Here is a 22,230-nt window from a genome sequence, read left to right as displayed (position 1 = left end):
ATTGGGATGCACTGAGTGGCCTGCGCGGCGGTGAGCACGTCCTTGGGACGTGCCCCCGGTTCTCGGCGATCAGTTGTTCAGGGCGCGGTGCCGGGCGGCATCGCGGCGACGTAGGTGAAGCCAGACTCCGCGGGGCTGTTCCAGGCCGCCTTGAAGTCCGCCCAGGAGTAGACCTCCTCGCGATTCTGATAGGGATTGTAGACCCTCACATAGGTCTGTCCCTGGGCGTTCTCGGTGATGTCCACGACGCTGGCCCAGTGGGTGATGTCCTTGTCCGAGGTCCCCACGGGTTCGAGCAGCCCGTCATCCGCGCCGTCGATGTTGACGAGGACCAGCAGCGAGCCGCCGTTGTCGAGGATGCCTTGGACGGCCTGGGGCGTGGGGTCCTTGGCGTGGTTGTTATTGTAGGTGTTGGTGGCGCTGAACCTGCCGTCGAGGTCCTTCATCGTCGCGGTGTTCTCGAAGCCTGGCTGCTGCCCGACGATGTTCCACCCCTGGCTGACCAGGAAGGTCTCCAGATGGGTGGCGTTCGTCAGCCGCTCACCGTTGGCGAGGATGGCCTGATACTCGGTTCCCAGCCCCGCGAAGCGCGTCAGTCCATCCGCGATTCCCAATCCCATCACGGACATGGCGGACAGCTCTCCGCAGAGGTTGCCGTGGGTGTAGTCGTGCCCCTCGCCCTTGATGATGCTGCCGACGTCCAGGTACTGCGCGATGGGGTCCTGGCCCGCGTCGTGGTTCGCCTTCCACTCGCCGACGTCACCCCCGCCGCCCCAGGGGAAGCCGCGCGTGGTGGCGATGAGGGGGGACTTCACCTCGATGCCGCCCTCGGGCAGCGCGCCGAAGTAGAGGGGCATCTCCTCCGCGACGATGGCGTTCCAGTTCTGCTCGGCCGTGGCGCGCTGCTGCTCGGGTGTGAGCTGGGCCCAGTCCTCCGTGAGGGGCGGGGGCGCGATGGAAGGGTCCTTGATCCACGCGGGCGCCATCTCCTCGACGTGCCGGGCCCAGCCCTTCTGGATGCCGTTCAGGACGCTGGTCCGCGCCGTGGCGTCCAGGTGGTGCCAGGCGCCCTGCATCCACGGCGGCGTGCCCCCTTCGGCCAGCCAGTTCGGGACAGGGAGGTTGGCGCCGGAGTCGGCCACCACCATGTTCGCGAGGCCCGGCGGCAGGTTCGCCTTCTGCAACGCGGCCTGTCGCTCCGGGCCGGGAGGCGCGGAGAGAATCGAGTGCACGGAGGACCCCGACACGCTGCCCGCCACCGAGTACTCGGGATGTTGTTTCAGGTAGGCCTGGGACTCCGTCCACTGGCGCGTCGTCGGGTCGTAGATGTTGTTGCCCTGCCGGATGACGACGTGTCCCGTGGCGCCCTCGGCACCGGGGCGGCTGTCCTTGAGGAACAGGACCTCCGAGCGCGCGCGGATGTTCGGCGGCGCCAGACGCAGGAAGTCCGCCACCGCGTCCAGACAGTTCACCTTGCCGTCGCGGGCGTTCTCGGTGAGCAGCGTGCTCCCGGGCGCGGACGTGGTGCCATCCGTCGCGAGGTCTGGCTTCTTCGTCGCGGGCTGGAGCGACTTGAAGGCATCGGGCTTTCGGGCCATCAGGCTCGCGGCCTGGGCGCCCAGCCGGGTGAGCTCCTCCTGCATGCGCCGCAGGGCTTCCTCGGCGGCGCGTCTGGCGGCTTCCTCCGCGGCACGGCGGGCTTGCTCGGCCGCGGCGGATGCCACGGGCGAAGCGTCCTTCGCGATACGTGTCGACATGTCTCCCCCTCTTCGGTCGCGGTGCGAGACACCGCGGACCGACATGAAACACCGCCGCTCACCGTGAAATCAACGGCGGGCGTGTCTCGAGGGATTCACCGGACACGGCCAGATGGCGGATGGCGGTGCCCGGGTTGGGGAAGGGCGCCACGCCGTGGGACGTGGCGCGTGCTTCGCCCAGTCCTAGCGGCAGTAGGAGATGAGGACCTGCGTGTAGCGACCGGAGAGCGTCCCGAACTCGTTGAGGGTGCCGTCGCAATCACAGTACTCGCGACCCACCTCGATGTTGTTCACGTACCAGTAGCGGTTGAAGGAGCGCGTCGAGCCACAGGCCCAGAGCAGGGATTGCTCGCTCGACTCGATGACCTCGGACGCCTCGGTGGGGGACGGCTCCTGCGGCGCACCACCACAACCACTCAGGACCAGCGCGACGACACAGGACAGCTTCGCGGACCGCTTGAACATGGGTTGCTCCCGTTCTCTGGAGAGGGGGGACGGCAAAACACGTTTATCACGAAAGCGAAGCTGTCCCGGTTTGCCTCAGGGGACGTTGGCGATTTCAGCGCGGAGCTGGGCGATGGCCGGTCCGAGCTGGGGGGGCTGCATGGTGCGAGGCACCTCGACGGAGAAGCGCTCGAAGTGCTCCAGCGCCTTGACCTTGTCCTCGCGACGCAGCGCGAGGCTGCCGAGGAAGATGAGGGCCTCCTGGGCATCGGGCCAGGTGTTGACCAGCTCGGTCAGCTCGGCCTCGGCGCCCTCCAGGTCTCCGCGCGTGGCGCGCAGGACGCCGCGGTGGACGCGCAGCTCGACGTGGAACGGGTCCACGGCCAGGGCCTTGGCCGTGACGAGCGCGGCCTCCTCGAACTGCTGGCGGCGGATGAGCTCGTGGCTGAGCAGGGACGCCGACTCCAGGTCGGAGGGGTTGGCCTCCAGGCGCGCGCGGGCCTCGGTGAGCTCCGCCTCCTCCTGCATCTGCATGGCGCCCTGTTGCTGCTGCTGCTGCGCGGCGGCGCCGGGGGGCATGCGGCCGGTGGCCTCCTGGCCATCGGCGCGCGTCTGCTGCTCGGAGACGAGCAGGTAGCCCAGGCCGCCGAAGAACAGGACGATGCCCGCTCCCCAGAGCGCGCCCGAGAGCTGGGGATTGCGAGCGGACCAGCCGGTGGGGGCGGGGGCCTGGACCGGGCGGGCGGGGGCGTCGGCGCTGGCGGCCTTGCGCTTCAGGTGCTCGTCCTTGGCGCGAAGGGCGCCGGCGGCCTCGCGCTCCAGGCGGGACTTCTCGGCGGCGTACTGCTCGGGGGCGAGGTTGTGCTTGTCGGCCTCGAGCGTGCGGAGCTGGTCGATGAGCGACTGGGCGCGCTGGGTGAGGTCGTCGAGCACGCCGTCCTTGGGCTCGGGGGTGGCGAGCGCGCCCCGACGGCGCATGAAGAGGAGCCAGGCCGCCGCGGCGACGAAGGCGACGGCGAGGACGATGATTCCGGGGAGCCAGTTGGTGGGCTGTGGCTGCATGGCTTAGCGCTCCAGCTCCCGGCGCACGGCCTGGAGGTAGGGGTCGGCGTCATCCGCCGCGGAGGGGCCCGTGGGAGGGGCGGAAGGGGGGGCCTGGGCGGCGGTGGGCTCGGTGGGAGGGGCGTGCTGGAGCTGTCGCCAGATGACGAAGCCGCCGACGACGAGGAGGGCGACGGGGCCCAGCCAGACGAACCAGTTGAAGCCCTCCGCCTTGGGCTCCAGGAGGACCCACTCGCCGTAGCGGGCGACGAAGAACTCGACGACCTCGGGGTCGCTCTTCCCCTCGGAGACGAGCTCCCGGACCATGTCGAGCTGGGCTCGGGCCATGGAGGAGGGGCTGTCGGTGATGGAGAGGCCCTGGCAGACGGCGCAGCGCAGCGTCTTGCCGAGCTTCTGCACGCGCGCCTCCAGCTCCGGGGCGAGCGGATCGCTCGCGGCCTGCTGGGGCGCGAACTGGCCGGTGACGAGGCCGAAGGCGAGGGTCAGGGACAGCAGGGCAGCGGTCATCGAAACTCCCGGGAGCCGTCCCTACCTAGCGCTACAGGGCCGGTGTTGGACAGCGAAACCTGAGCGCCGGGCGCCCGCCTTGCCGCCTGGGCTGTAGGTGTTCAACCATTCACCGCGAAATCGGCTGCTTGCTCGTTCGTGTCGAGAGTCCGGAGGCATCACTCCGCGATGGCGAGGAACTCCATGGGCCAGAGGTGGATGTACGTTCGGGTCGTGTTGGCGATGGCGCTGGTGCTCGGGGTCTCCCCGGCCCTGGCGGCGGGCAAGAAGGAGTCGATTGACAAGCTCGCGTCCAAGTACCTCGAGTACCGCCAGTTCAACGGCACGGTGCTCGTCGCGGACGACCGGGGCGTCATCCTGAAGAAGGCCTACGGGATGGCGAACTTCGAGTGGCGGATTCCCGCCGCCCCGGACACGAAGTTCCGCCTGGGCTCCATCACCAAGCAGTTCACGTCCATGGCCATCATGCAGTTGGTGGCGGAGGGCAAGCTGCGGCTGGACGACCCGCTGAGCAAGCTGCTTCCTGAGTACCGCCAGGACACGGGCGCGCGCATCACGCTGACGCACCTCTTGAACCACACCTCCGGCATCCCGAGCTTCACGAATCGCCCGGACTTCGACTCGAAGATTGCTCGCAATCCCATCCCCTCCGCGGAGCTCATCAAGCAGTACGCCAGCGGCGACCTCGAGTTCGAGCCGGGGACGAAGTACGCCTACAACAACTCGGGTTACTACCTGCTGGGCGCCATCATCGAGCGGGTGACGGGCAAGTCGTACGCGCAAGCGCTCCAGGAGCGCATCTTCGACCCGCTGGGGATGAAGAGCACGGGGTACGACGTGAGCGCGGAGGTCATCGCGAAGCGCGCGAGCGGCTACGAGTCCACGCCCGACGGGATTCGCAATGCCCCGTATATCGACATGGGCATTCCGGCCGGGGCCGGGGCGCTGTACTCGACGGTGGAGGACCTCTACCTGTGGGACCGGGCGCTCGCCACGGACACGCTCCTTCCGGCGGAGCACAAGCAGCGGATGTTCACCCCGGGCCTGGAGGGCTATGCGTTCGGGTGGCAGCACCACGACCTGAAGCTGGACGACGGCAAGACGGGCATCAAGCTCGTGGGACATGGCGGCGGAATCGAGGGCTTCGTCACGCTCCTCCTGCGTTCGCCGGACACGAAGGAGGTCGTCATCCTCCTGTCGAACAACTCCCGGTCCAACATCGATGGGCTGGCGACGGGCATCTGGAGCATCCTCCAGGGCGTCAAGCCGACTCCGGCGCGCAGGTCCATCACCGAGCCCATGGTCGCGGCGCTCGCGAAGGGGACCATCGGCGATGCCATCACCACGTACCGCACGCTCAAGGCGACGAAGCCGGAGGAGTACAAGCTCACGCCGGGCGAGCTGAACCGCTTCGGCTATCAGCTCATGGCGAAGAAGCAGCTCGCGGAGGCCATCGAGATCTTCAAGCTCAACGTGGAGATGTTCCCCAAGGATGGGAATGTCCACGACAGCCTGGGCGAGGCGTACCTGGCTCGAGGGGACAAGGCGCTGGCCATCGACAGCTATCGCCGCTCGTTGGAGTTCGACCCGAAGAACGCCAACGCCGTGCGAGTCCTCAAGGAGTTGGAGCAGCCCGCGCCGAAGACGCCCTGAGCCCGCACACGAAATCGAGTGCATCCCCGTTCGTGTCGGAAGCCTGACGCAAGGACTCCGAGAGGGAGAGGGGCCGCATGACGCAGAGGTGGATGTGCATTCGAGTCGTGGTGGGACTGGCGCTGGTGCTCGGGGTCTCCCCGGCCCTGGCGGCGGGCAAGAAGGAGTCCATCGAGAAGCTCGCCGCCCGGTATCACGAGTACCGCCAGTTCAACGGGGCGGTGCTCGTCGGGGATGAGAAGGGCATCGTCCTGAAGAAGGCCTATGGCCTGGCGAACTTCGAGTGGCAGGTGCCTGTCGCGCCGGACACGAAGTTCCGCATCGCCTCCGTGTCCAAGCAGTTCACGGCCATGGTCATCATGCAGCTGGTGGCCGAGGGGAAGCTGGGGCTGGAGGACTCGCTGGGCAAGCTCCTGCCGGACTATCGCCAGGACACAGGGGCGCGCATCACGCTGACGCACCTCTTGAACCACACCTCGGGCATCCCCAACTTCACGTCGCATCCGGAGTTCGGGGCGAAGGCCGCGCGCAATCCCATCCCCGCCGCCGAGTTCATCCAGCAGTTCGCGAGTGGTGACCTCGAGTTCGAGCCGGGGACGAAGTACGCCTACAGCAACTCGGGTTACTACCTGCTGGGCAGCATCATCGAGCGGGTGACGGGGAAGACGTATGCGCAGGCCGTCAAGGAGCGCATCTTCGACCCGGTGGGGATGAAGGACTCGGGCTACGACGTGAGCGCGGAGGTGCTCCCGAAGCGCGCGAGTGGTTACGCCGCCCAGCCCGACGGCATCCGCAATGCGGCGTACATCGAGATGAGCCATCCGTTCGCCGCGGGTGGGTTGTACTCGACGGTGGAGGACCTGTACCGGTGGGACCGGGCGCTCGCCACGGACAAGCTGCTGTCGCCCGAGCTCAAGCAGCGGATGTTCACGCCCGCCCTTCAGGGCTATGCGTTCGGCTGGGAGGTGCAGCCGGTCAAGCTGGATGATGGGAAGACGGAGGTCGTCCTCCAGAGTCATCGCGGCGGTGTCGAGGGCTTCTCCACCCTCATCTCCCGCTCGCCGGACAAGAAGCTGGCCGTCATCGTCCTGTCGAACGTCCGGGGCTCCAACGTGCAGGGGCTGGCGTCCGGCCTCCTGAGCATCCTTCACGGCGTCAAGCCGCAGGCCCCGCGCCGCTCCATCGCCGAGGCCGTGATGACCGTGCTCTCGAAGGGCACCGTCGCCGAGGCCATCGCCACGTACCGCACGCTCAAGGCGACGAAGGCGGATGAGTACAGGTTCAACCCGGGGGAACTGAACCGCGTGGGCTATGGGTTGTTGAAGGGGGGCCGACCCGCGGATGCGGTGGAGGTCTTCAAGCTCAACGTGGAGATGTATCCCCAGGATGGGAATGCGCACGACAGCCTCGGTGAGGCGTACCTCACCCGAGGTGACAAGGTGCTCGCCGCCGAGAGCTATCGCCGTGCCCTGGAACTGGACCCGAAGAACACCGGGGCCGCGAAGGTCCTCCAGGAGTTGGAGCAGCCCGCGACGAAGGCACCCTGAGTACCCTCCTTATCCTGTGGGGGCACGTTGGAAGAGCGCCAGGAGACAGAGGCTCACCTGGCGGCGTCTTTTCCCAGCTCGTAGGGGGAGGGCGTCAAGCGCTGCACCTGCCCGATGAGCCCGTCGAAGAGGGTATTGAGCTGCTGATGGGTCGATTCGATCTTCCGCTTGAGGGCGGGATCCAACGCACCGGCCTTTCCAATCGCGGCCACTGTCTCGGGGTCGAAGTATGACTTGCGAAGAGACTCCAGCGCGGCGACGGTGTCGCGAACAGCCGCGGCGCGCTGGGTCGCACTGTTCTTGGGATTGTCGACCACATTGCTGAGATGGCTCCACTGGTCACGCAGTCCCTTGAGAGCTTGGCCAAACTGGTTGGAGTTCTCGTCGCTGTCGTTTGGATCGAACTTCTTCTTCGTGCCCTTCAACAACGCGCTCTTGTCTCCCACGATGTCGAAGGCGCCGGTGCTCTCGAGTCGCTTCAAGCCCGCGTTGAAAGTGTCCAAGGCATTGGAGAGGAATGGATGATTCTTGGGGGCCTCGAGCCCGAGCTTCTTCAACCCTGAGTTGAAGACGTGGTCTCCTTGTTTGTAGCCACCCTTGCCGCCAGTCCACGGCTTGCCGGTCTCTCTCGACGGAGTGCGAGGTGGGGGCTCTCCACCGGCCATGGCGAGACGAGGACCAACTTTCTCGGCGAGATCCTTCAGTTTGTCGACAACGGTGTCCAGCGCCTTCCGGAGCGGCTCGAGGTACTTGGCGACGGTCGGATTCTGCGCGATCTTCTTGAAGAAGCCCTCGACGTCCGCGCCCTTGAGTCCGTCCAGGGCCTTCTTGGCGGCTCCGGCATCGGCGGCCTTGAGCGCGTACTTCGCACCCTTGCCGACGGTGTCTCCGACAACCGGGATCAGTGAAAGCAGCGAGAGCCCAGCCTCCAAGTGGTTGCCACGTGCCGCCGAGACTCCCGCATTCACGAGGTCCGCGACCTCTCCAACGACAGGAATGAACCCGACGACATCCAGTCCTGTCTGGATGCCGTCCAGGATGTCACTCCCGGTGACTGTCTCGCTGCCCGGAGGAGGGGGCTTGGGGGATGGGCGTGGCGTTGGCGAAGGCGTGAATGTGTCCACGGGCTGCCCGGCGCCAGGCGGAGTTCGTGGAGGAGGAGTGTTCTGTTCCGTCCGAGGTGATGGCTTGACGGGAGGAGGGTTGGGCTTGGGCGAGGGGGTGGGATTCTGATTGCGGGTCTTCGTGACGGACATCTTCAGATCCTTGGGCGTACGGGTCGCCAAGTGAATGGCGGGAGTGCTGTCGTGGCCACTACGCAGGGGTGAGTGGAGTGGTTACACGGGCTTTTTTTGAGTCGTGTGCTCTGGGACGGTGTGTGTGGGGCACGGCCCGCGAGCGCTTTGCCTGATGAGTGTCGAATCGTCTTGGAAGGTGCGGCCACCCGAGGGGTGGCCGTTACCCATGGGCGACGACGCGCACGCAGGGGGTGGTGGTTTGACATGAAAACACTGCGGATTCCTATACTGGCCCCTTCTGCGTGGGTGCGTTCGCGCGACAACACGTGAGCATGCGGCATTGTCGTGAGACACGATTCAAAGAGGGGGAGACATGACTCTGATTGGAAGAGTGTTTGTCCTATCTGCCGCAAGCATGCTGTTCGTGGCGCCGACAGCCCACGCTGCCATTGGAGACCGTTGCAGCCCGCAGATCTCGAGCAATGCCGCGGCCGCCAGTGCGTGTCACACCGTCTGTGCACGATACGGGATGGTCTTCACGGGAAGCTGGAGCAACAGTCCCACCCATCCCCCCGTGAAGGCGTGCCTCGACTCCGGCGGTGGCCAGGCCGTCTGCAACTGCGCGCTCCCGGACCTCTCTGGGGAAGTCCCGGTCGTTCCCACCGTCCACCTTGTCGACGCGCAGACGCCCTTGCGTCTCCCCACCGGCCTGAAGAAGAGCTGCATGCAGGGGCCCGAGGGACTGCACACCAGCGACCTGTGTCCCATCGCCACCGCGAACGGGATGAGCTTCTGGGCCCTGAGCCATGTCGACAACAGGCTGGGGATGGCCATCGCGGCCTATGACTCGAGCGGCAATGTCGTGGGCCTCATCGAGAAGGCGGGAGCTCGCTATGTCTGGGACATCGAGGTCTACGCCTCCAACCGCACCCTCGTCATCAAGGGGCAGGCGGGCAATGTCGTCACGCTGAAGTGGGCGGAGCTGCTCATCCCCCAGATGTCGGAGCCCACCACGGCGAACCAGGTCCTCTGGCCCACGGCCACCAGCGGCCTGGCCTCGTGGACGAATGGTGTGGCGAACTACGGAGCCCCCGCGCCCTTCGGGAGTGGTTCGAATCAGCTCCTCGACCCGTATGTGGAGCACGGCGCGGGAAAGCAGCTGTGCGCACAGCGGCAGCAGCCATGGTTCGACTTCTCGAACCCCACGGTGAGCTCGCCCTTCTCGACGGTGACGTGCATCTCTCCGCCTTTGGCAGGACAGCCCACGTACAACGCGGCGATGAAGGCCTTGTTGGACGCGGCGGTCAACGACCACGGCCTCATGGCCGCGCTGCGGACCGCCACGACAGACGACCTGCTCATCTCCGTCGCCGCCAGCCGGGGCTTCACCATCACCTCCGCGGATATCGCCCAGAGCAGAGGCCATGGAGCCGCGTTCGCGAATCGGAAGAGGGCGCTGGCCGCGCGGACCGCCCTGGCGAGCTGTGGCGGGGCCAATCAGTTGCCGTGCTCCCAGTGCACGCGGGAAACGTGTGTCTACTGGCCCTTCAACTTCTGCTGCTTCTTCGGGGTCTGTTCATGCACCGAGTCCAGCTACTCCTGCGCGGCGGGTCTTCAAATCAACCTCAGTGGCGTCTGTCAGCCCGTCTGTCCCATCGGGCAGATCTGCAAGGACTTCCCTGTCTACTTGGAGTACAACGACACGGGGACGAAGCAGAATGGTGTCTGTGAATCCTGGCTGGAGAAGGCTCATTGCGCCAAGGGGATTCCGAACAGCGCGCTCGCGGCCTATGAGGTGGTCTTCCAGGGCGGGCTCGCCTACTACAAGTCCACGAACACCAAAGTGCATACGTGGACGGTGAGCAGCGCGAGCGAGACGCTGTATGTCATCGATGCCCGGGACCACAAGATCTACATGGTCAATGTCGACGGCCGGTACATTGAGATTCGCGGTGGGGCGAACTGCGTGGGGGAGACCAGGCCCGCGGGAAGCTCGACCCGGGGGTGTGTGACACCACGGCTGACGACCCATGCTGGAATCCTGATGGGGTCACTGGCGGGCTTGCCGACTCCCAACTCGCCGCCAGGGCACTCCGTGCGACACCAAATCAAGGTCATCGGCGCGGGCACGGTCAAGGTGAGTCATGGCGTGGTTCAGTGGATCTCCAATGACAGCGGCCACTTCAAGCCGACGCAGGAGAACCTGAAGAAGAGCATCGCGCAGTTCAAGACCGCCGGGTTCCCGGACTTCCCGCCCAAGGGGGACTGCTCGTACAACCTGAAGCCTGTCTCGGGGAAGGAAGGGGTCTATCGGCAGGACGCCGTCACGGGGACACACTGCGAACTGTGATGTGTGGGCTGACGTGAAACGGGGTGAGTCATGGGGGGATATGGCCTCCCTGGCTCACGACACGTGGGATGGTCGTTGTCCAGCAAGCAGTTGCTACGGAATTGGGATGGTTGTTGTAACGCAGTATGCACCAGATATTCTCGGCGAAGTCAGCTCTTTGCTGACTTCACTGGAAATCTGCTATGCCCCCATCGCGATATCCGTCCTCGATAGAAGATGTAGGTTCTCGACGTCCACGTGCGGCTGCGAAGCGCACGGGCCTCCGCTGGCTTCTTGGAAGCGTGGCCGCACTGGTGCTCTGGGGATGTGGAGAAGCCCCGGGCGCACTGGATGAAACGGCGTCTGGCGACGTCCCTCCGGCCCAAGCCCAGTCGGACGGCCACGACACACAAGCTCTCACCTCGCTCACCCCCGTGTTGTTGCCGGCTCAAGAGGTCAACCGGCGCGTCTACGCGACCGTGGCCGTGTCCAAGGAAGACCCTCGGCTGCACCTGCTGGGGGGAATGGCGTACTACCTGGCTCGGGACAACCCGTCGCTCACCCAGGCGGTGCTGACCTCGCATCTCAACACCCTCTCCACCGCGCTGAACGTCTACCCGTTCAACGCCGCGACGGATGGCTCAGGGCCTCGGGTGCGGACGATGATTCGCATCCTGTCGAGGGCGCAACCCGTGCTGTCCACGACGACGGTGCCGGGCAAGGCGTTCCGGAGCTATGCCCGAGGGTTGCTCGCCAGCATGCGCAACGGGCTGGACCTGGAGCGGGGCCTCTCGAGCGCCGCGTCCATGGTGGAGCGCTATGGAGACGCGGAGTCCTTCACCGAGGACATCTGGGCCCGGCTGCATGACCTGGCCCAGGGCAACGCCGCCCTGGCCGGCGCGCTGAACAGCGGAGGGATTGGCGCGGGCGTGGGCTTCTCCACCACGCATACCGCGGCCCAGATCCTCGCCTCGGCTCCCATGGGGCCGCTGGCGGGGTTCGTCCTGCCGCGCCTCACCAGCAACGGAAGCCTGTCGACCACGCCCGAGGATGCGCGGACGTTTGTCACGACGGCCTCTGGAGTGGGGCTCTCCGCCGCTCAGCAGTACTCGAACATGCTGAACGACCTCAACATCGCCGAGCAGGCCTACCGGGCCTCTCTTGCCCTGAAGAAACCCGCCCCGTCCCTGGCGCCGAACGAGCAGGGCGCGGCGGGGCCTCGGACGCTGGCGGAGACACCGGAGGAGAAGGCCCTCAAGGACGCCATCACCGCGGCGAAGACGAAGGGCTCCGCGCTGAAGAGCCAGCTCAACGGCGTGCGCGAGGGCGTCTCGGGTGGCTTGGGGGTGATTGCCGAGCTCTTCAAGCGGAGCGGCGACCTGCAGTTCGCCGCGGACATCATCCGGTTCAGCAAGGCGCTGAGCACCACCATCGAGTCGGTGGCGAAGTACGCGGAGAGCTCCGTCAAGATCGCCGAGAAGGCCGCGGGCATCCTGGGGCTCGGGGCGAAGGGCTTCAAGATTGTCAGCGCCAGCATCTTCTCGTTCCAGATCATCAGCGCGGTCTTCGACCTCATCTCGATTCTCCGCAAGCCCTCGGAGCCGCCCATCGAGCAGATCATCCTCATGGAGATTCGCAAGCTCCATCAGTTCGTCGTGGAGATGCAGGGGAGACTGTTCTCTCGCTTCGACCGGGTGGACCGGAAGCTGAATGACATCCACCGTGATCTGCAGGCCCGGTTCGCCTTGGTGGACTGGGAGTTGGGCCGGGTGAACCAGAACGTGGAGGAGCTCCAGGAGTCACTGCATGCACTGCAAATGGGGCTGAATCGTGTGGACCAGAGCATGTATGAGTACTTCACCGACACGAAGAACGACTCGTTCGAGCTATCGGCCTGGACCTACCTGGGCTGGAACTCACGCCACCCCACGCCCATGCGCTACACGGAGGAGTTCATCCCCGCGGAGAGCCAGTTCTCCATGTGGGGCGCGGTGGAGGCGCACCGGTCCACCATCCTCGCGGGCATCAACGACCGGGGCTCCAACCCGAACATCAGCCCGGCGGACGAGCTCTCCATCCACAAGCTCTCCTACAACATCAACTACCTGCGCGAGTTCCCCGTGCAGCTGGGCTTGCCCATGCTCCATGGCGACCGCATCTCGAGCCCGAAGGACTGGATGACGGGCTCGGAGGCGTACGCGCAGCTCTTCGAAGAGCAGGCCACGTTGGGAGCAACGATGCTCTCCACGCGCCACAGCGAGCTCATCACGCAGGGGACACGGCTCGACACGTCGCTGCGCAACATCGGCAAGCCGCTGTTCGACAAGATTCATGAGCGCTACCTGCTGGACTGGGGCATGTTGAAGTCGCTCATCGAGCAGTCGGAAGTCTCCTGGCGGAATGACCCCACACGAGGCCTCTTTGGCGTCGACATGTGGGGTGTGCCGGAGCAGGAGCCCTCGCAGCACGTCTTGAAGCGGGGAGCACTGGATGTCGCTACCTGCTCGGGATTGCCGTGGGGTGACCAAGACCAGAATGGTGCTCAGGACACGCTCCTGCTGGACCCGGCTCGCTGGAGCGTGGATGCGCTGCGTCCGCTCCTCATCGCCGACAACCTGAATGTCGATGGCGCGCACATCGACCTGTGTGGTGAGGGGGCCTGGGAGCTCGAGTCCATGAATCCGCTGGGGTTGGGTGGCTTGTGGGAGCTCAACTTCCGTCTCGGCTCCACGGTGTACGTCCGGTACTCCTACCGGGACCCCGTGACGAACGCGCCCAAGTCCGAGAAGGTGTTCAGCTACTACTTCCATGGGGGAGACGCATTCCGCGCCGCCATGAGGGAGAGCCAGATTGACAACTACAATCCGAACACGACACGCAATCCCAACGACGCCATGGCAAAGAACTGGAGTTCCATTTCTCAGTCCATTCACCCAGGTGGCATTCCTTATGGTGAGGCCTTCCGCGTCAGCATGCGGACCCGCATGGTGGGGGAGTTGAAGAGCCAGCAGCGTCAGTTCTATAGCTCCCTCGCGGCGCGGATGGAGCAGGCAGGTGACTCGCTGCAGGTCCAGTCGAAGCGACTGACGGGGACGCGGCTGTTGTGGCAGGCCTATGCGGCGCTTGCCCTGCCGCTGTCGGTGGACCACGACGAGCATCTGCGCGGGATGCTGTATGGCGAAGACTCCATCCTGTCGGGCTACGACACCTTGCAGGACGTGGAAGTTACTCCGGTGTTGAACGACGTGCAGGACATGTATGCGTTGTTTGGCGACGCCGCCGCGCCTCCGGCGCACAACATCCTCCAGGACCTGGACTCGGTGGTGACGGCCCGTGCCAGGAAGCTGAAAGAGGCCATCAATGCGTCCCTGGCGGAGCAGGCCGCGGCGGGTGGCCCCGAGGCGAGCGCCTGGGTGGAGCCCACGCTGCTTCGGCTGCGGCTCAGCATTCCGAACTGAGGGAGCTGAGGTGAAGTGAAGCGAGCCGCGGGGGCGGGTGCCTCCGCGGCTCGTGTTGTTTCGTGGGCGGGGTCTTCTCACCGCGCCCGCCACTGGATTGTGGAGGACAGGGCCTCGCGATGGAGATCTCCGACATCGAAGGGGGGAGACTCAGTTCTGCTGGGGCTTATGGCCAAAGACGGCCTTGCTGGTGGTCCGGTCCAGGAGCAGCGTCTCGTGCAGGAGGGGCGCGATATTGTCGAGGGTGCTGAGGATTTCGTCCTGGAGCGCGGTCCCTTGCATGTCCGGGGTTTCGCTCGCCTCATCCTCCTCGCTGCTGTCCAGGTCGTCGATGATCAGGTACCGAATGAGCGCTGCAATCAGGTTGGCCTTTTCGTCCACATCATCGAATGCAGGTGGCTGCGCTCCCAGGAGTTGGCGGCGAGCATCCATGACCTGGGTCCTCACGGTGTCGTCCAGCTCCTGCCCCTCGTACTGTGGGGGAGGGCGCTGGCCTCCGAGGAAACGAGCCGTGAATACATCGATGCCGAAGTGGATGCTGAGTCGGAAACCCTTGAGCTTGCCGGGGTCGTCGATGTCGAGGAGGTTCTCGATGGCACCCCTGTCCCGGCTGTTCTCCCTGAGCTTGTCGATCCATTTGAGGGATGGGTGCTCGCGCAGCGCACGGAACTTGCCTTGGTTCGCGGCTCTCCGTGTCGGGTCGGCATAGAGGGTCGAGAGCTCCACTCCCCGCGCCGTCATGCCCGTGACGTAGATGTTGTCCCCGCCCCCTTGCCAGAGCGCGATGAGTGCCTGCCAGAGACGGTATGCCGGGGGAAGGGATTCGGGGTTGGGGTCGTCATCGTCGTCGTTCTCGTGGAACGCCCCGGAGTAACAAGCCCTGACATGAATGCTGTCCAAGTCAGGTTTCAGGCCATGCTTGAAGAGGTGCAAGGCCAGTTCTTCCGGCTGAAACTCTCCAATGGTCTGGGTTTCTCCGTGTCCGAGCACGTAGAGTCGGCCGGAGGCGAATTGGGTCAGGACCTGTTGAAGTTGCGTATTCGCGATGTGTTTGTGAAGGGTGACCGTGTAGGCATGGCGCCCGATCTTCTTGAAGATCTTGTCTTTCAGTTGCACCGCCATGTCTGCGACGGCTGTGTCACCGGGCGAAACAATCACGATGGCGTGCGGCACATTCTGTCTCAAGGCGGCTCCTCGTGAGGTGCTGGCGCGCGTCAGGGGGCATCATATCGCCGTGGCTTCCCCGACGCTGCCCATTGCTGGCCGAGGAGGGCTGCCCAGTCCGCGACCACGTTGCATTGCACGCGGTCGAGCGCCGTCAACGCGGCGTCGGGAGGGGCACCCTCCATGCGACGAGGAGAGCCATGGCGATGAATCCACAGCTCGATGTCGGATGGGTCCGTCAGCATGAGGCGGAGGACCGTCGGCAGGGAGCACCGGATGGCCCGGTGCTCATGGACGAGAAGTCTTCCGTGTAGAGTGGGCCGAGGATGGTCTGTGATTCCACGTCGCTCCGTGTCTCGCCGAGGAAGTGGCCGATGACGTACCGGGCCTCGATGCTCGGGGCGCCAGCTCGCCATGACCGGTCCGTGATGGTTGCATCAAGGTCGAGGTCTCGATGAACGACGAACGAGAAGAGCGGCGCCGGGTGGAGCTGGGACTTCGCCCTGGTGAAGCCGTCTTCGTGGACGGGCGCGTGGACCAGGTCGCGATGGACGCCGACCGCTTGGTGGGCCTCGTCTCTCGGCTCATGCGCGAGGAGCCGATCAGCGAGCTGCGTATCCAGGTGGACCTGGCGGGCAGCGAGGAGTCGCTCCATCAGGTCCTCGTCGAGCTCCGTGAGGTGGGGCTTGCCTCCTCCCTGAGGAGCATCGTCATCGACCGCCGGAAGTACTGGGAGGTCATCCGAGACGATGAGCTGGACATCCATCGCGAGGCCGGTGACGTCGTCCGGCTCGAGCTGCTGCTGATTGATTTCGAGCGCCCCGATTCCGGTGTGGACCTGTTGGAGTTGGCCCTGACGTCGCTCGACACGAGCCGACTGGAGGCCGTGGACATCGCCCTCACTCAACGGGGCCCGACGGACGCGACCCGCCTGGTTGAAGTGCTTCACCGAGGAGGGCCACTCCCTTCGGTGCGCGAGCTGACCGTGGGCTACTTCACCGGAATCGAGCGGGATTGGATTCAGTGGGTCCGGCTCGATGCGCTGGAGACACTCCTGTCGCTGTACCCAGGACTTCAGACGCTCGTCCTCCCGATGGCGGAGCTTCAGGTCGGGAGGCTGGAGCATCCCGAGCTGCGCTCCCTCTCGCTGAACTGGCTGGGGGCCACGCCCCTCGGGCCCTCGGACCTGTCCGCGTGGAAGACGTCTCCCGTGCCCAAAGCCAGCGGACTCCAGTTCCTCCGCGAGGCGTGCCTCCCCAAGCTGGAGCAGCTGGGCATCGACTTCCAGTTCGAGTGGTACGTCGGGTGGACGCCAGAGGACGTCCACGCACTGTTTCAAGCCGAGGGCCTCGTTCGGCTCCGCCACCTGGTGCTGCGCTACTGCGGCTTCGGTGACGTGCTCTGCGAGGCGCTCATCCACGCGCGCTTCGCACCTCAGCTGGAGGTCATCGACCTGACGGGCACGGAGCTGTCCGACGTGGGCAGCCGCATCCTCGCGCGAGCCCCTTCGCTCTCCCGCGTGAAACAGCTCATCTGCGCGCGGCGCGAAATCTCCCCTGACGCATGGAACGAACTCGCGGCGCGCTATCTCGTCACGGAGCCACCGTAGCCAGCGAGGCGAAACCCCGTTGGGCTCGCCTCAACGGCCACGGGGCTTGTCGTCCGCTTCCTCGTCATCCGGATACATGTCGTCCGGATCCGGCTCCGGCTCGTCGTCCGGGTACATGTTGTCCGCGTCCGGCTCGTCTTCCTCGTCGCCGTCCGGACGCGTGGCGTAGCTGCCCGGAGCGGGCTCTTGCTCGTCATCGGGGTGCGAGCCGCCCGTGCTGTACGCAGGCGCGGGCACCTGCTCCGCCTCGTCTTGCCACCCCGTGAGGTAGCGGAAGGCCTGGAAGCCCATGGCCCCCAGTCCCACGACGAAGATGAGGGGGCCCGGCACCAGCCGCATGTGCAGCAGCGCCCAAATCAGTCCCAGCCCCACCACGCCCCCGGGAGCGAAGCGCGTCCACGCGGGGCGGCGCACGTCCGGCTTCAGCGCCAGCAACCCCAACAGCGAAATCAGCAGCAGCTCGAACAGAACCGCCCCCGACAGGTCCCAGCCGGTCAGCGTGATGACCCCGGAGCCCGCCGAGTACAGCGAGTCGTCGACGGGACGCTGCTGCCCGATGACCTTCAGCTCCGGCGGCCCCGTGGGCACGGGCGCATCCGCCACCACGGGCAGCGCGCTCATCGTGTGCCAGGGCGCATAGAGCGTCAGCAGGCACAGCGCCACGCCGCCGAGCGCCACCACCTCCGGCACGAGCAACAGCCGCCTCAGGTCGAAGTAGCGCGCCAGGACGCCTTCAGGCCCCGCGATGACCTTGCGGTACTGGTCATGGATGATGATGCCCGAGGCCACGAGCCACAGCAGCGGCGTGAAGCCGATCCCCAGCATGCGCACCGTCAGCGCGGCCAGCAGCAGCGAATAGGCCGCGGGAACCTCGGGCCGATACACCACCTCCGGAAGCAGCCGCGTGAAGCCCGCCGCTTCACCCGCGAGCCGCAGCTCCCGCGCGAGCAGCAACACCGCGCCCGCCACCGCGAGCACCGTGCCCACCACACCCACGCTCTCGAAGGAGGGGAGGATGGTGAGCGCCAGCGCGAAGGCCAGCATCGCCAGCCCCAACACGCTCTGAGAATGCGCCGGCACACTGGCCAGCCACCGGGGCCCATCGTACCGAGGCCGCGACTGCCCCGGGTCCGTGTCCTCCGCGGCCTCTTCTCGCGTCCTCGGGGCGGGGTGGCCTCCTCGAGGGGCGTTGCCGTGACGGGGGTCCTCCTCCTCGTCGAGAATCTCCGCCGCGTAGGAGGGCTCTTCCATCGCGCGCTTGGGCTTCGACGACCTCAGCGCGGAGCGCGAACCCGTGAGCCCCTGGGGGCTCTCCGGCATCTTCGCGCCACAGTTCTCGCAGTATTTCAGCCGGCCGTTCGAGGCCTCGCCGCACTCCGGGCACCGCATGTACCCACCTTGCTGTGCGGAGGGCGAGGGCCCTCACGGTCCAGCACACATCGTGGAATACCACGACGCTTTCTCTGGAAGCGAGAGGGCTACGGCCGCGCGGCCTCGGCGGGGGAGGGCGCCGCCGCGGTGGCCGTCAGCTCCCGGATGCGCTGGGTGAGCGACTCCGGGTCGATGGGCCCCACGTGCTTGCCTCGGATGGTGCCCGACGGGTCGATGAAGTACGTCTCCGGCACGCCCGCCACGCCGTAGCTCACCGCCATGCGCGAGCGCGGGTCCACCAGCTGCGGGAAGCTGTACCCGTTCTTCCGCAGGAAGCCGCGGGCGTTGTCCTCGGTGTCCTCGAACACCACGCCCAGGAACACCGCCTGCGAGCCGAACTCCCGCTGGCCCCACTCGAGCACCGGGTGCTCATACATGCACGGCACACACCAGGAGGCCCAGAAGTTGATGACCACCGGGCGGCCCTTGAGGTCCGCCAGGCTCACCCGCTCCCCGGTGTCCAACGAGCGCAGCGCGAAGTCCGGCGCGGGCTTGCCCGAGAGCATGAAGGGCACCTCGTGCGGGTTGCGCCCGAAGCCCTTGGCCAGCACCACGAGCAGCCCCGCGCAGAGGGCCACGAACAACAGCGTGTAGCGCCAGCGCTTCATCAGGCCGCCCCCCGCTCCGCGTCACCACCCGCCAACGGCGAGGCGCCCACCTGCGCGCTCGACAGCGCCACCGCCGCCTTGCGGCGCGGCCACAGCGCGATGAGCGTGCCCAGCACGAGCAACGGGATGCTCCACCAGATCCACCCCACCATGGGGAAGACCCAGACGTTGAGGCTCGCGTTCTCCGTCTGCTGGGAGAAGGCCATGAGGGAGATGTAGAGGTCCTCACCGGCCGTCTCGCGCACCGCGGGCGTGCCGATGGGGTCCGTGCTCCGTTCGTAGTAGTTCAGGCGGGGCTGCATCTCCGTCACCTTGCCGCCCGGCGTCGTCACCTCCACGCGCGCCGCGACGAAGGTGCGGTGGGGCTCCTCACCGCCCACCAGGCCCTTGAACGTCATCTTGTAGCCGTCCAGCTCCAGCGTCTGGCCCTTCTTCAAGGTGCCGGACGTGTGCGTGACGTACGAGGACGACGCGGCCACCGCGACGATGATGAGCACGATGCCCAGGTGCACCACGTAGCCGCCGAAGCGGCGCTGGGCCTTGGTGGCGCTCGTCATCACGGCGGTGAGCAGGCCTTCCTTGCGCTCCGACATGCGCACGCGCACCGGCGCCACCAGCTCCCGCAGGGTGACGACGGTGACGAACCCCGCCAGGCCGAAGGTGAGCAGGGGATAGACGCCGCGCAGGCCCACCGCGAAGCACACCGCCGTCACCACCAGCCCCACCACCGCGGGGATGGTGAACTGCCGGCGCAGCGTGGCCTTGTCCGGCGTGCCCCACGGCAGCACCGGGCCCACGCCCATCAGGAACAGCACCGCGATGCCACCCGGCACCGCCATCTTGTTGAAGTACGGCTCACCCACGCTGACGCGCACGCCGCGCACCGCCTCGGACACCAGCGGGTAGAGCGTGCCCAGGAGCACCGTGAAGGTGATGGCCACGAACACCAGGTTGTTCACCAGGATGCTCGCCTCGCGGGACACCAGCGAGCTCATCCTCCCTTCGGGGACGAGCAGCGGCCCGCGCACCGCCAGCAGGCCGATGCACACCACCAACAGCACGCCCAGGAAGGCGAGGAACGTGGGGCCGATGTCCGACTGCGTGAAGGAGTGGACCGAGTTGAAGATGCCCGAGCGCGTCATGAACGTGCCCAGGATGGTCAGCACGAAGGAGGCCAGCGCGAGCGACAGCGTCCACAGCTTCAGCATCCGCTTGCGCTCCTGCACCATGGTGGAGTGCATGAACGCCGTCGCCGTCAGCCACGGCAGGAAGCTGGCGTTCTCCACCGGGTCCCACGCCCAGTAGCCGCCCCAGCCCAGCACCGCGTACGCCCACCAGGCGCCCAGGATGATGCCGATGGAGAGGAACAGCCACGCCGTCAGCGTCCAGCGGCGCAGCGGCGCCATCCACGCCTCGCCAATCTCGCCGCGCAAGAGGCCCGCCACCGCGACGCCGAACGGCACCGTCATGCCCACGTAGCCCAGGTACAGGAAGGGCGGGTGGATGATCATCAGGATGTGGTTCTGGAGCAGCGGATTGGGGCCAGGGCCGTCCGCCGGCACCGGCGACATGGCGCCCCAGGGGTTGGCGGGACCGGCGATGAGGAACGCGAAGAACACGCCCACCGCCAGCATGGTGCCCAGCGCCAGCTGCATGTAGCGCGCGTGCTCGCGGCGGTGGATCCACGCGAAGGCCGCGATGTACAGGCCCATGATGAGGCCCCAGAAGAGGATGGACCCCTCCAGGGCGCTCCACAGCGACACCACCGTGTACAGGAGCGGCGTGTCCCGGCTGCCCACCTGCGCCACGTACTTCACGCTGAAGTCATGCGTGACCAGCGCGTACACCATCACCGCGTTCGCCGCCGTCATGCAGCCCGCGAAGCCCCACACCGCGCGCATCACCCACGGGAAGCCCGCTTCGCTGCGGCGCATCCCCGCGACCAGTCCGACCAGCGCGCCGAAGGTCGCGAACGCGAGCCCTCCGAGCACCAGCCCATATCCGAGCGAGCCGTTCACCGCGCCCCCGCTCCGGGCGACGTGCTGGCCGTCGTCGTGCTGTCGCTGAGCGTCTCACGCCACTTGTTCGGGTCCTCGCCCTCCTTGGGGGCGCGGTACTCGTTCGAGTGGTTCACCATCAGCCGGTTGGAGGTGAACACGCCCGACGCGTCGTAGGTGCCCTCCACCACGACGCCGATCTTGTCGCGGAACATCTGCGGCGGCGTCTCCGTGGAGCGCACCAGCACGTTGGCGGCGCCGTCCGTGGCGTCGTTGGCCACGCGGAAGTGCAGGGTGGTGTGCTCGGCGTTCCACTGGATGCTGCCCGGCTGCACCACGCCGCCCAGGCGGATGGTGGCCGTGTAGGCCTTGTCACCCTGGGCCAGCATCTCCGCCGGGCTCCAGTAATAGACGAGGTTCTCGCCGATGTTTCCAAAGGCCACGAAGCCCAGGCCAGCGCCGGCGACAAGCAGCGCTCCCAGGGCGAACAAACGATTGCGGGCGACAGGCGTCATGACAGGCTCACTCCTTCGCGTCGTGCGGGGCCTGAGGCCGGCGCATCCAGAGGGACAGCGAGTAAAGCACGAGGACCACGACGGTGCTGCCGTAGCAGGCCCACACGTATTCCCAGCCGCCCTGGATGCGGCCACTTCCCACCTGGCCCGCGGCTTGGGCCAGCACTCCCAGCGTCATCAAAGTCGTCATGTTCAGGCCACCTTGGGGGTGTCGTGGACCGAGGGCGCGCCCGAGCCGGGCAGCGCGTCCGGAAGCGCGACCTCCGCGCGGCGCTCGGCCAACGCGATGCGGTAGCGGGAGACCAGCCAGACGATGGTCAGCAGCAAGAGGCCGATGGCCGACACGCGCAAGGGCAACACCATCTGCGGGTCCACCGTCTTCGGGCTGGACTGCACCTGGTGGAGGCTTCGCCACCAGCGCACGGAGAACCACACGATGGGCAGGTTGATGGCACCGAGAATCGCCACCACCGCGCTCCACGTCGCGCGCTTGTCGGGGTCCTCCACGAAGCGCCGCAGCACCAGATAGCCGGTGTACGTCACCAGCATGATGGCCTCCGACGTGAGGCGCGGGTCCCACGACCAGTAGACGCCCCAGGTGGGACGGCCCCAGATGGCCCCCGTCACCATGCCCAGCGCACCCAGGATCAGGCCGACCTCGGCCGCCGACTCCGCCATCGAGTCCAGCTTCCAGCCCGGCTTGGACTTGAGCAGGTGCGTCACCGCCATCACGAAGTTCAGGAACATGGCCAGCATGGCCATCCACTGGAGTGGCACGTGCACGTACATGATGCGCTGCACGTCGCCCATCTCCCGGTCCGGCGGCGCCCAGGCCAGCCCCAGGTACCAGCCGAATCCCAGCACGGCCAGTCCCACGATGGGGAGGCCCCACTTGACGAGCTTGTTCATCC

17 protein-coding genes are annotated in these 22,230 nt (G+C 66.5%); 5 read left to right on the top strand and 12 right to left on the bottom strand.

Annotated features, from left to right (window positions below; genetic code table 11):
• Positions 1-77 precede the first annotated feature (77 nt).
• The 4 genes from MYSTI_RS23325 to MYSTI_RS23310 form a co-directional block, all read right to left on the bottom strand.
• Positions 78-1,757 (bottom strand): hypothetical protein, encoded by a 1,680-nt coding sequence (locus MYSTI_RS23325; RefSeq protein WP_015350252.1) that lies wholly within the window; start codon positions 1,755-1,757, stop codon positions 78-80.
• A gap of 183 nt (positions 1,758-1,940) precedes the next feature.
• On the bottom strand, positions 1,941-2,222 hold the full coding sequence (locus MYSTI_RS23320) for a hypothetical protein (RefSeq protein ID WP_015350251.1): 282 nt from the start codon (positions 2,220-2,222) through the stop codon (positions 1,941-1,943).
• A 75-nt stretch (positions 2,223-2,297) separates the two neighbouring features.
• Positions 2,298-3,263, bottom strand: coding sequence for a tetratricopeptide repeat protein (locus MYSTI_RS23315; RefSeq protein WP_015350250.1), 966 nt, complete (start codon positions 3,261-3,263; stop codon positions 2,298-2,300).
• Between the two features lie 3 nt (positions 3,264-3,266).
• On the bottom strand, positions 3,267-3,770 hold the full coding sequence (locus MYSTI_RS23310; RefSeq protein WP_015350249.1) for a cytochrome c-type biogenesis protein: 504 nt from the start codon (positions 3,768-3,770) through the stop codon (positions 3,267-3,269).
• A 183-nt stretch (positions 3,771-3,953) separates the two neighbouring features.
• Here MYSTI_RS23310 and MYSTI_RS23305 point away from each other — a divergent pair, with 183 nt between their 5' ends.
• Positions 3,954-5,423, top strand: coding sequence for a serine hydrolase domain-containing protein (locus MYSTI_RS23305; protein WP_015350248.1), 1,470 nt, complete (start codon positions 3,954-3,956; stop codon positions 5,421-5,423).
• A 77-nt stretch (positions 5,424-5,500) separates the two neighbouring features.
• Entirely contained in the window at positions 5,501-6,970 is a 1,470-nt protein-coding gene (locus MYSTI_RS23300; protein ID WP_015350247.1) for a serine hydrolase, read from the top strand.
• A 53-nt stretch (positions 6,971-7,023) separates the two neighbouring features.
• On the opposite strand, the gene MYSTI_RS23295 is transcribed toward MYSTI_RS23300, so the two are convergent.
• Positions 7,024-8,094 (bottom strand): DUF4112 domain-containing protein, encoded by a 1,071-nt coding sequence (locus tag MYSTI_RS23295; RefSeq protein WP_144370135.1) that lies wholly within the window; start codon positions 8,092-8,094, stop codon positions 7,024-7,026.
• A 643-nt stretch (positions 8,095-8,737) separates the two neighbouring features.
• Here MYSTI_RS23295 and MYSTI_RS23290 point away from each other — a divergent pair.
• Both MYSTI_RS23290 and MYSTI_RS40935 read left to right on the top strand, forming a co-directional pair.
• A complete protein-coding gene (locus MYSTI_RS23290; protein WP_233277935.1) occupies positions 8,738-10,558 on the top strand; it encodes a hypothetical protein in 1,821 nt (606 codons plus the stop codon).
• A 281-nt stretch (positions 10,559-10,839) separates the two neighbouring features.
• The gene (locus MYSTI_RS40935) at positions 10,840-13,995 is read left to right on the top strand and encodes a hypothetical protein (protein WP_015350244.1); all 3,156 of its coding nucleotides are present in this window, start codon (positions 10,840-10,842) and stop codon (positions 13,993-13,995) included.
• Between the two features lie 150 nt (positions 13,996-14,145).
• Here MYSTI_RS40935 and MYSTI_RS23280 read toward each other — a convergent pair whose 3' ends face one another.
• Complete coding sequence (locus tag MYSTI_RS23280; protein ID WP_015350243.1) at positions 14,146-15,180, bottom strand: hypothetical protein; 1,035 nt, start codon at positions 15,178-15,180, stop codon at positions 14,146-14,148.
• Between the two features lie 433 nt (positions 15,181-15,613).
• Here MYSTI_RS23280 and MYSTI_RS23275 point away from each other — a divergent pair, with 433 nt between their 5' ends.
• Complete coding sequence (locus MYSTI_RS23275) at positions 15,614-16,768, top strand: leucine-rich repeat domain-containing protein (RefSeq protein WP_015350242.1); 1,155 nt, start codon at positions 15,614-15,616, stop codon at positions 16,766-16,768.
• A 30-nt stretch (positions 16,769-16,798) separates the two neighbouring features.
• Here MYSTI_RS23275 and MYSTI_RS23270 read toward each other — a convergent pair whose 3' ends face one another.
• The 6 genes from MYSTI_RS23270 to ccsA all read right to left on the bottom strand — a co-directional run bounded on the left by MYSTI_RS23270 (position 16,799) and on the right by ccsA (position 22,228).
• On the bottom strand, positions 16,799-18,157 hold the full coding sequence (locus MYSTI_RS23270; protein WP_015350241.1) for a hypothetical protein: 1,359 nt from the start codon (positions 18,155-18,157) through the stop codon (positions 16,799-16,801).
• Positions 18,158-18,246: 89 nt separating this feature from the next.
• On the bottom strand, positions 18,247-18,807 hold the full coding sequence (locus MYSTI_RS23265) for a TlpA family protein disulfide reductase (RefSeq protein ID WP_015350240.1): 561 nt from the start codon (positions 18,805-18,807) through the stop codon (positions 18,247-18,249).
• Positions 18,807-20,825 (bottom strand): heme lyase CcmF/NrfE family subunit, encoded by a 2,019-nt coding sequence (locus MYSTI_RS23260; protein ID WP_015350239.1) that lies wholly within the window; start codon positions 20,823-20,825, stop codon positions 18,807-18,809. The genes MYSTI_RS23265 and MYSTI_RS23260 overlap by 1 nt, the downstream gene beginning before the upstream one ends.
• Positions 20,822-21,319 carry a cytochrome c maturation protein CcmE gene (locus MYSTI_RS23255; RefSeq protein WP_015350238.1) on the bottom strand — a complete coding sequence of 166 codons (498 nt, stop codon included), beginning with the start codon at positions 21,317-21,319 and terminating at the stop codon, positions 20,822-20,824. Before MYSTI_RS23255 ends, MYSTI_RS23260 begins: the two co-directional genes overlap by 4 nt.
• A 7-nt stretch (positions 21,320-21,326) precedes the next feature.
• Positions 21,327-21,509 carry a hypothetical protein gene (locus MYSTI_RS23250; RefSeq protein ID WP_015350237.1) on the bottom strand — a complete coding sequence of 61 codons (183 nt, stop codon included), beginning with the start codon at positions 21,507-21,509 and terminating at the stop codon, positions 21,327-21,329.
• A 2-nt stretch (positions 21,510-21,511) separates the two neighbouring features.
• Positions 21,512-22,228 carry a cytochrome c biogenesis protein CcsA gene (gene ccsA / locus MYSTI_RS23245; RefSeq protein ID WP_015350236.1) on the bottom strand — a complete coding sequence of 239 codons (717 nt, stop codon included), beginning with the start codon at positions 22,226-22,228 and terminating at the stop codon, positions 21,512-21,514.
• Between the last annotated feature and the right edge of the window lie 2 nt (positions 22,229-22,230).

The sequence above is a fragment of the Myxococcus stipitatus DSM 14675 genome (genome assembly GCF_000331735.1).
Lineage (GTDB): Bacteria > Myxococcota > Myxococcia > Myxococcales > Myxococcaceae > Myxococcus > Myxococcus stipitatus.
The sequence above is the reverse complement of the archived record's forward strand: the minus strand, read 5'-3'. Positions and strand labels throughout refer to the sequence as shown.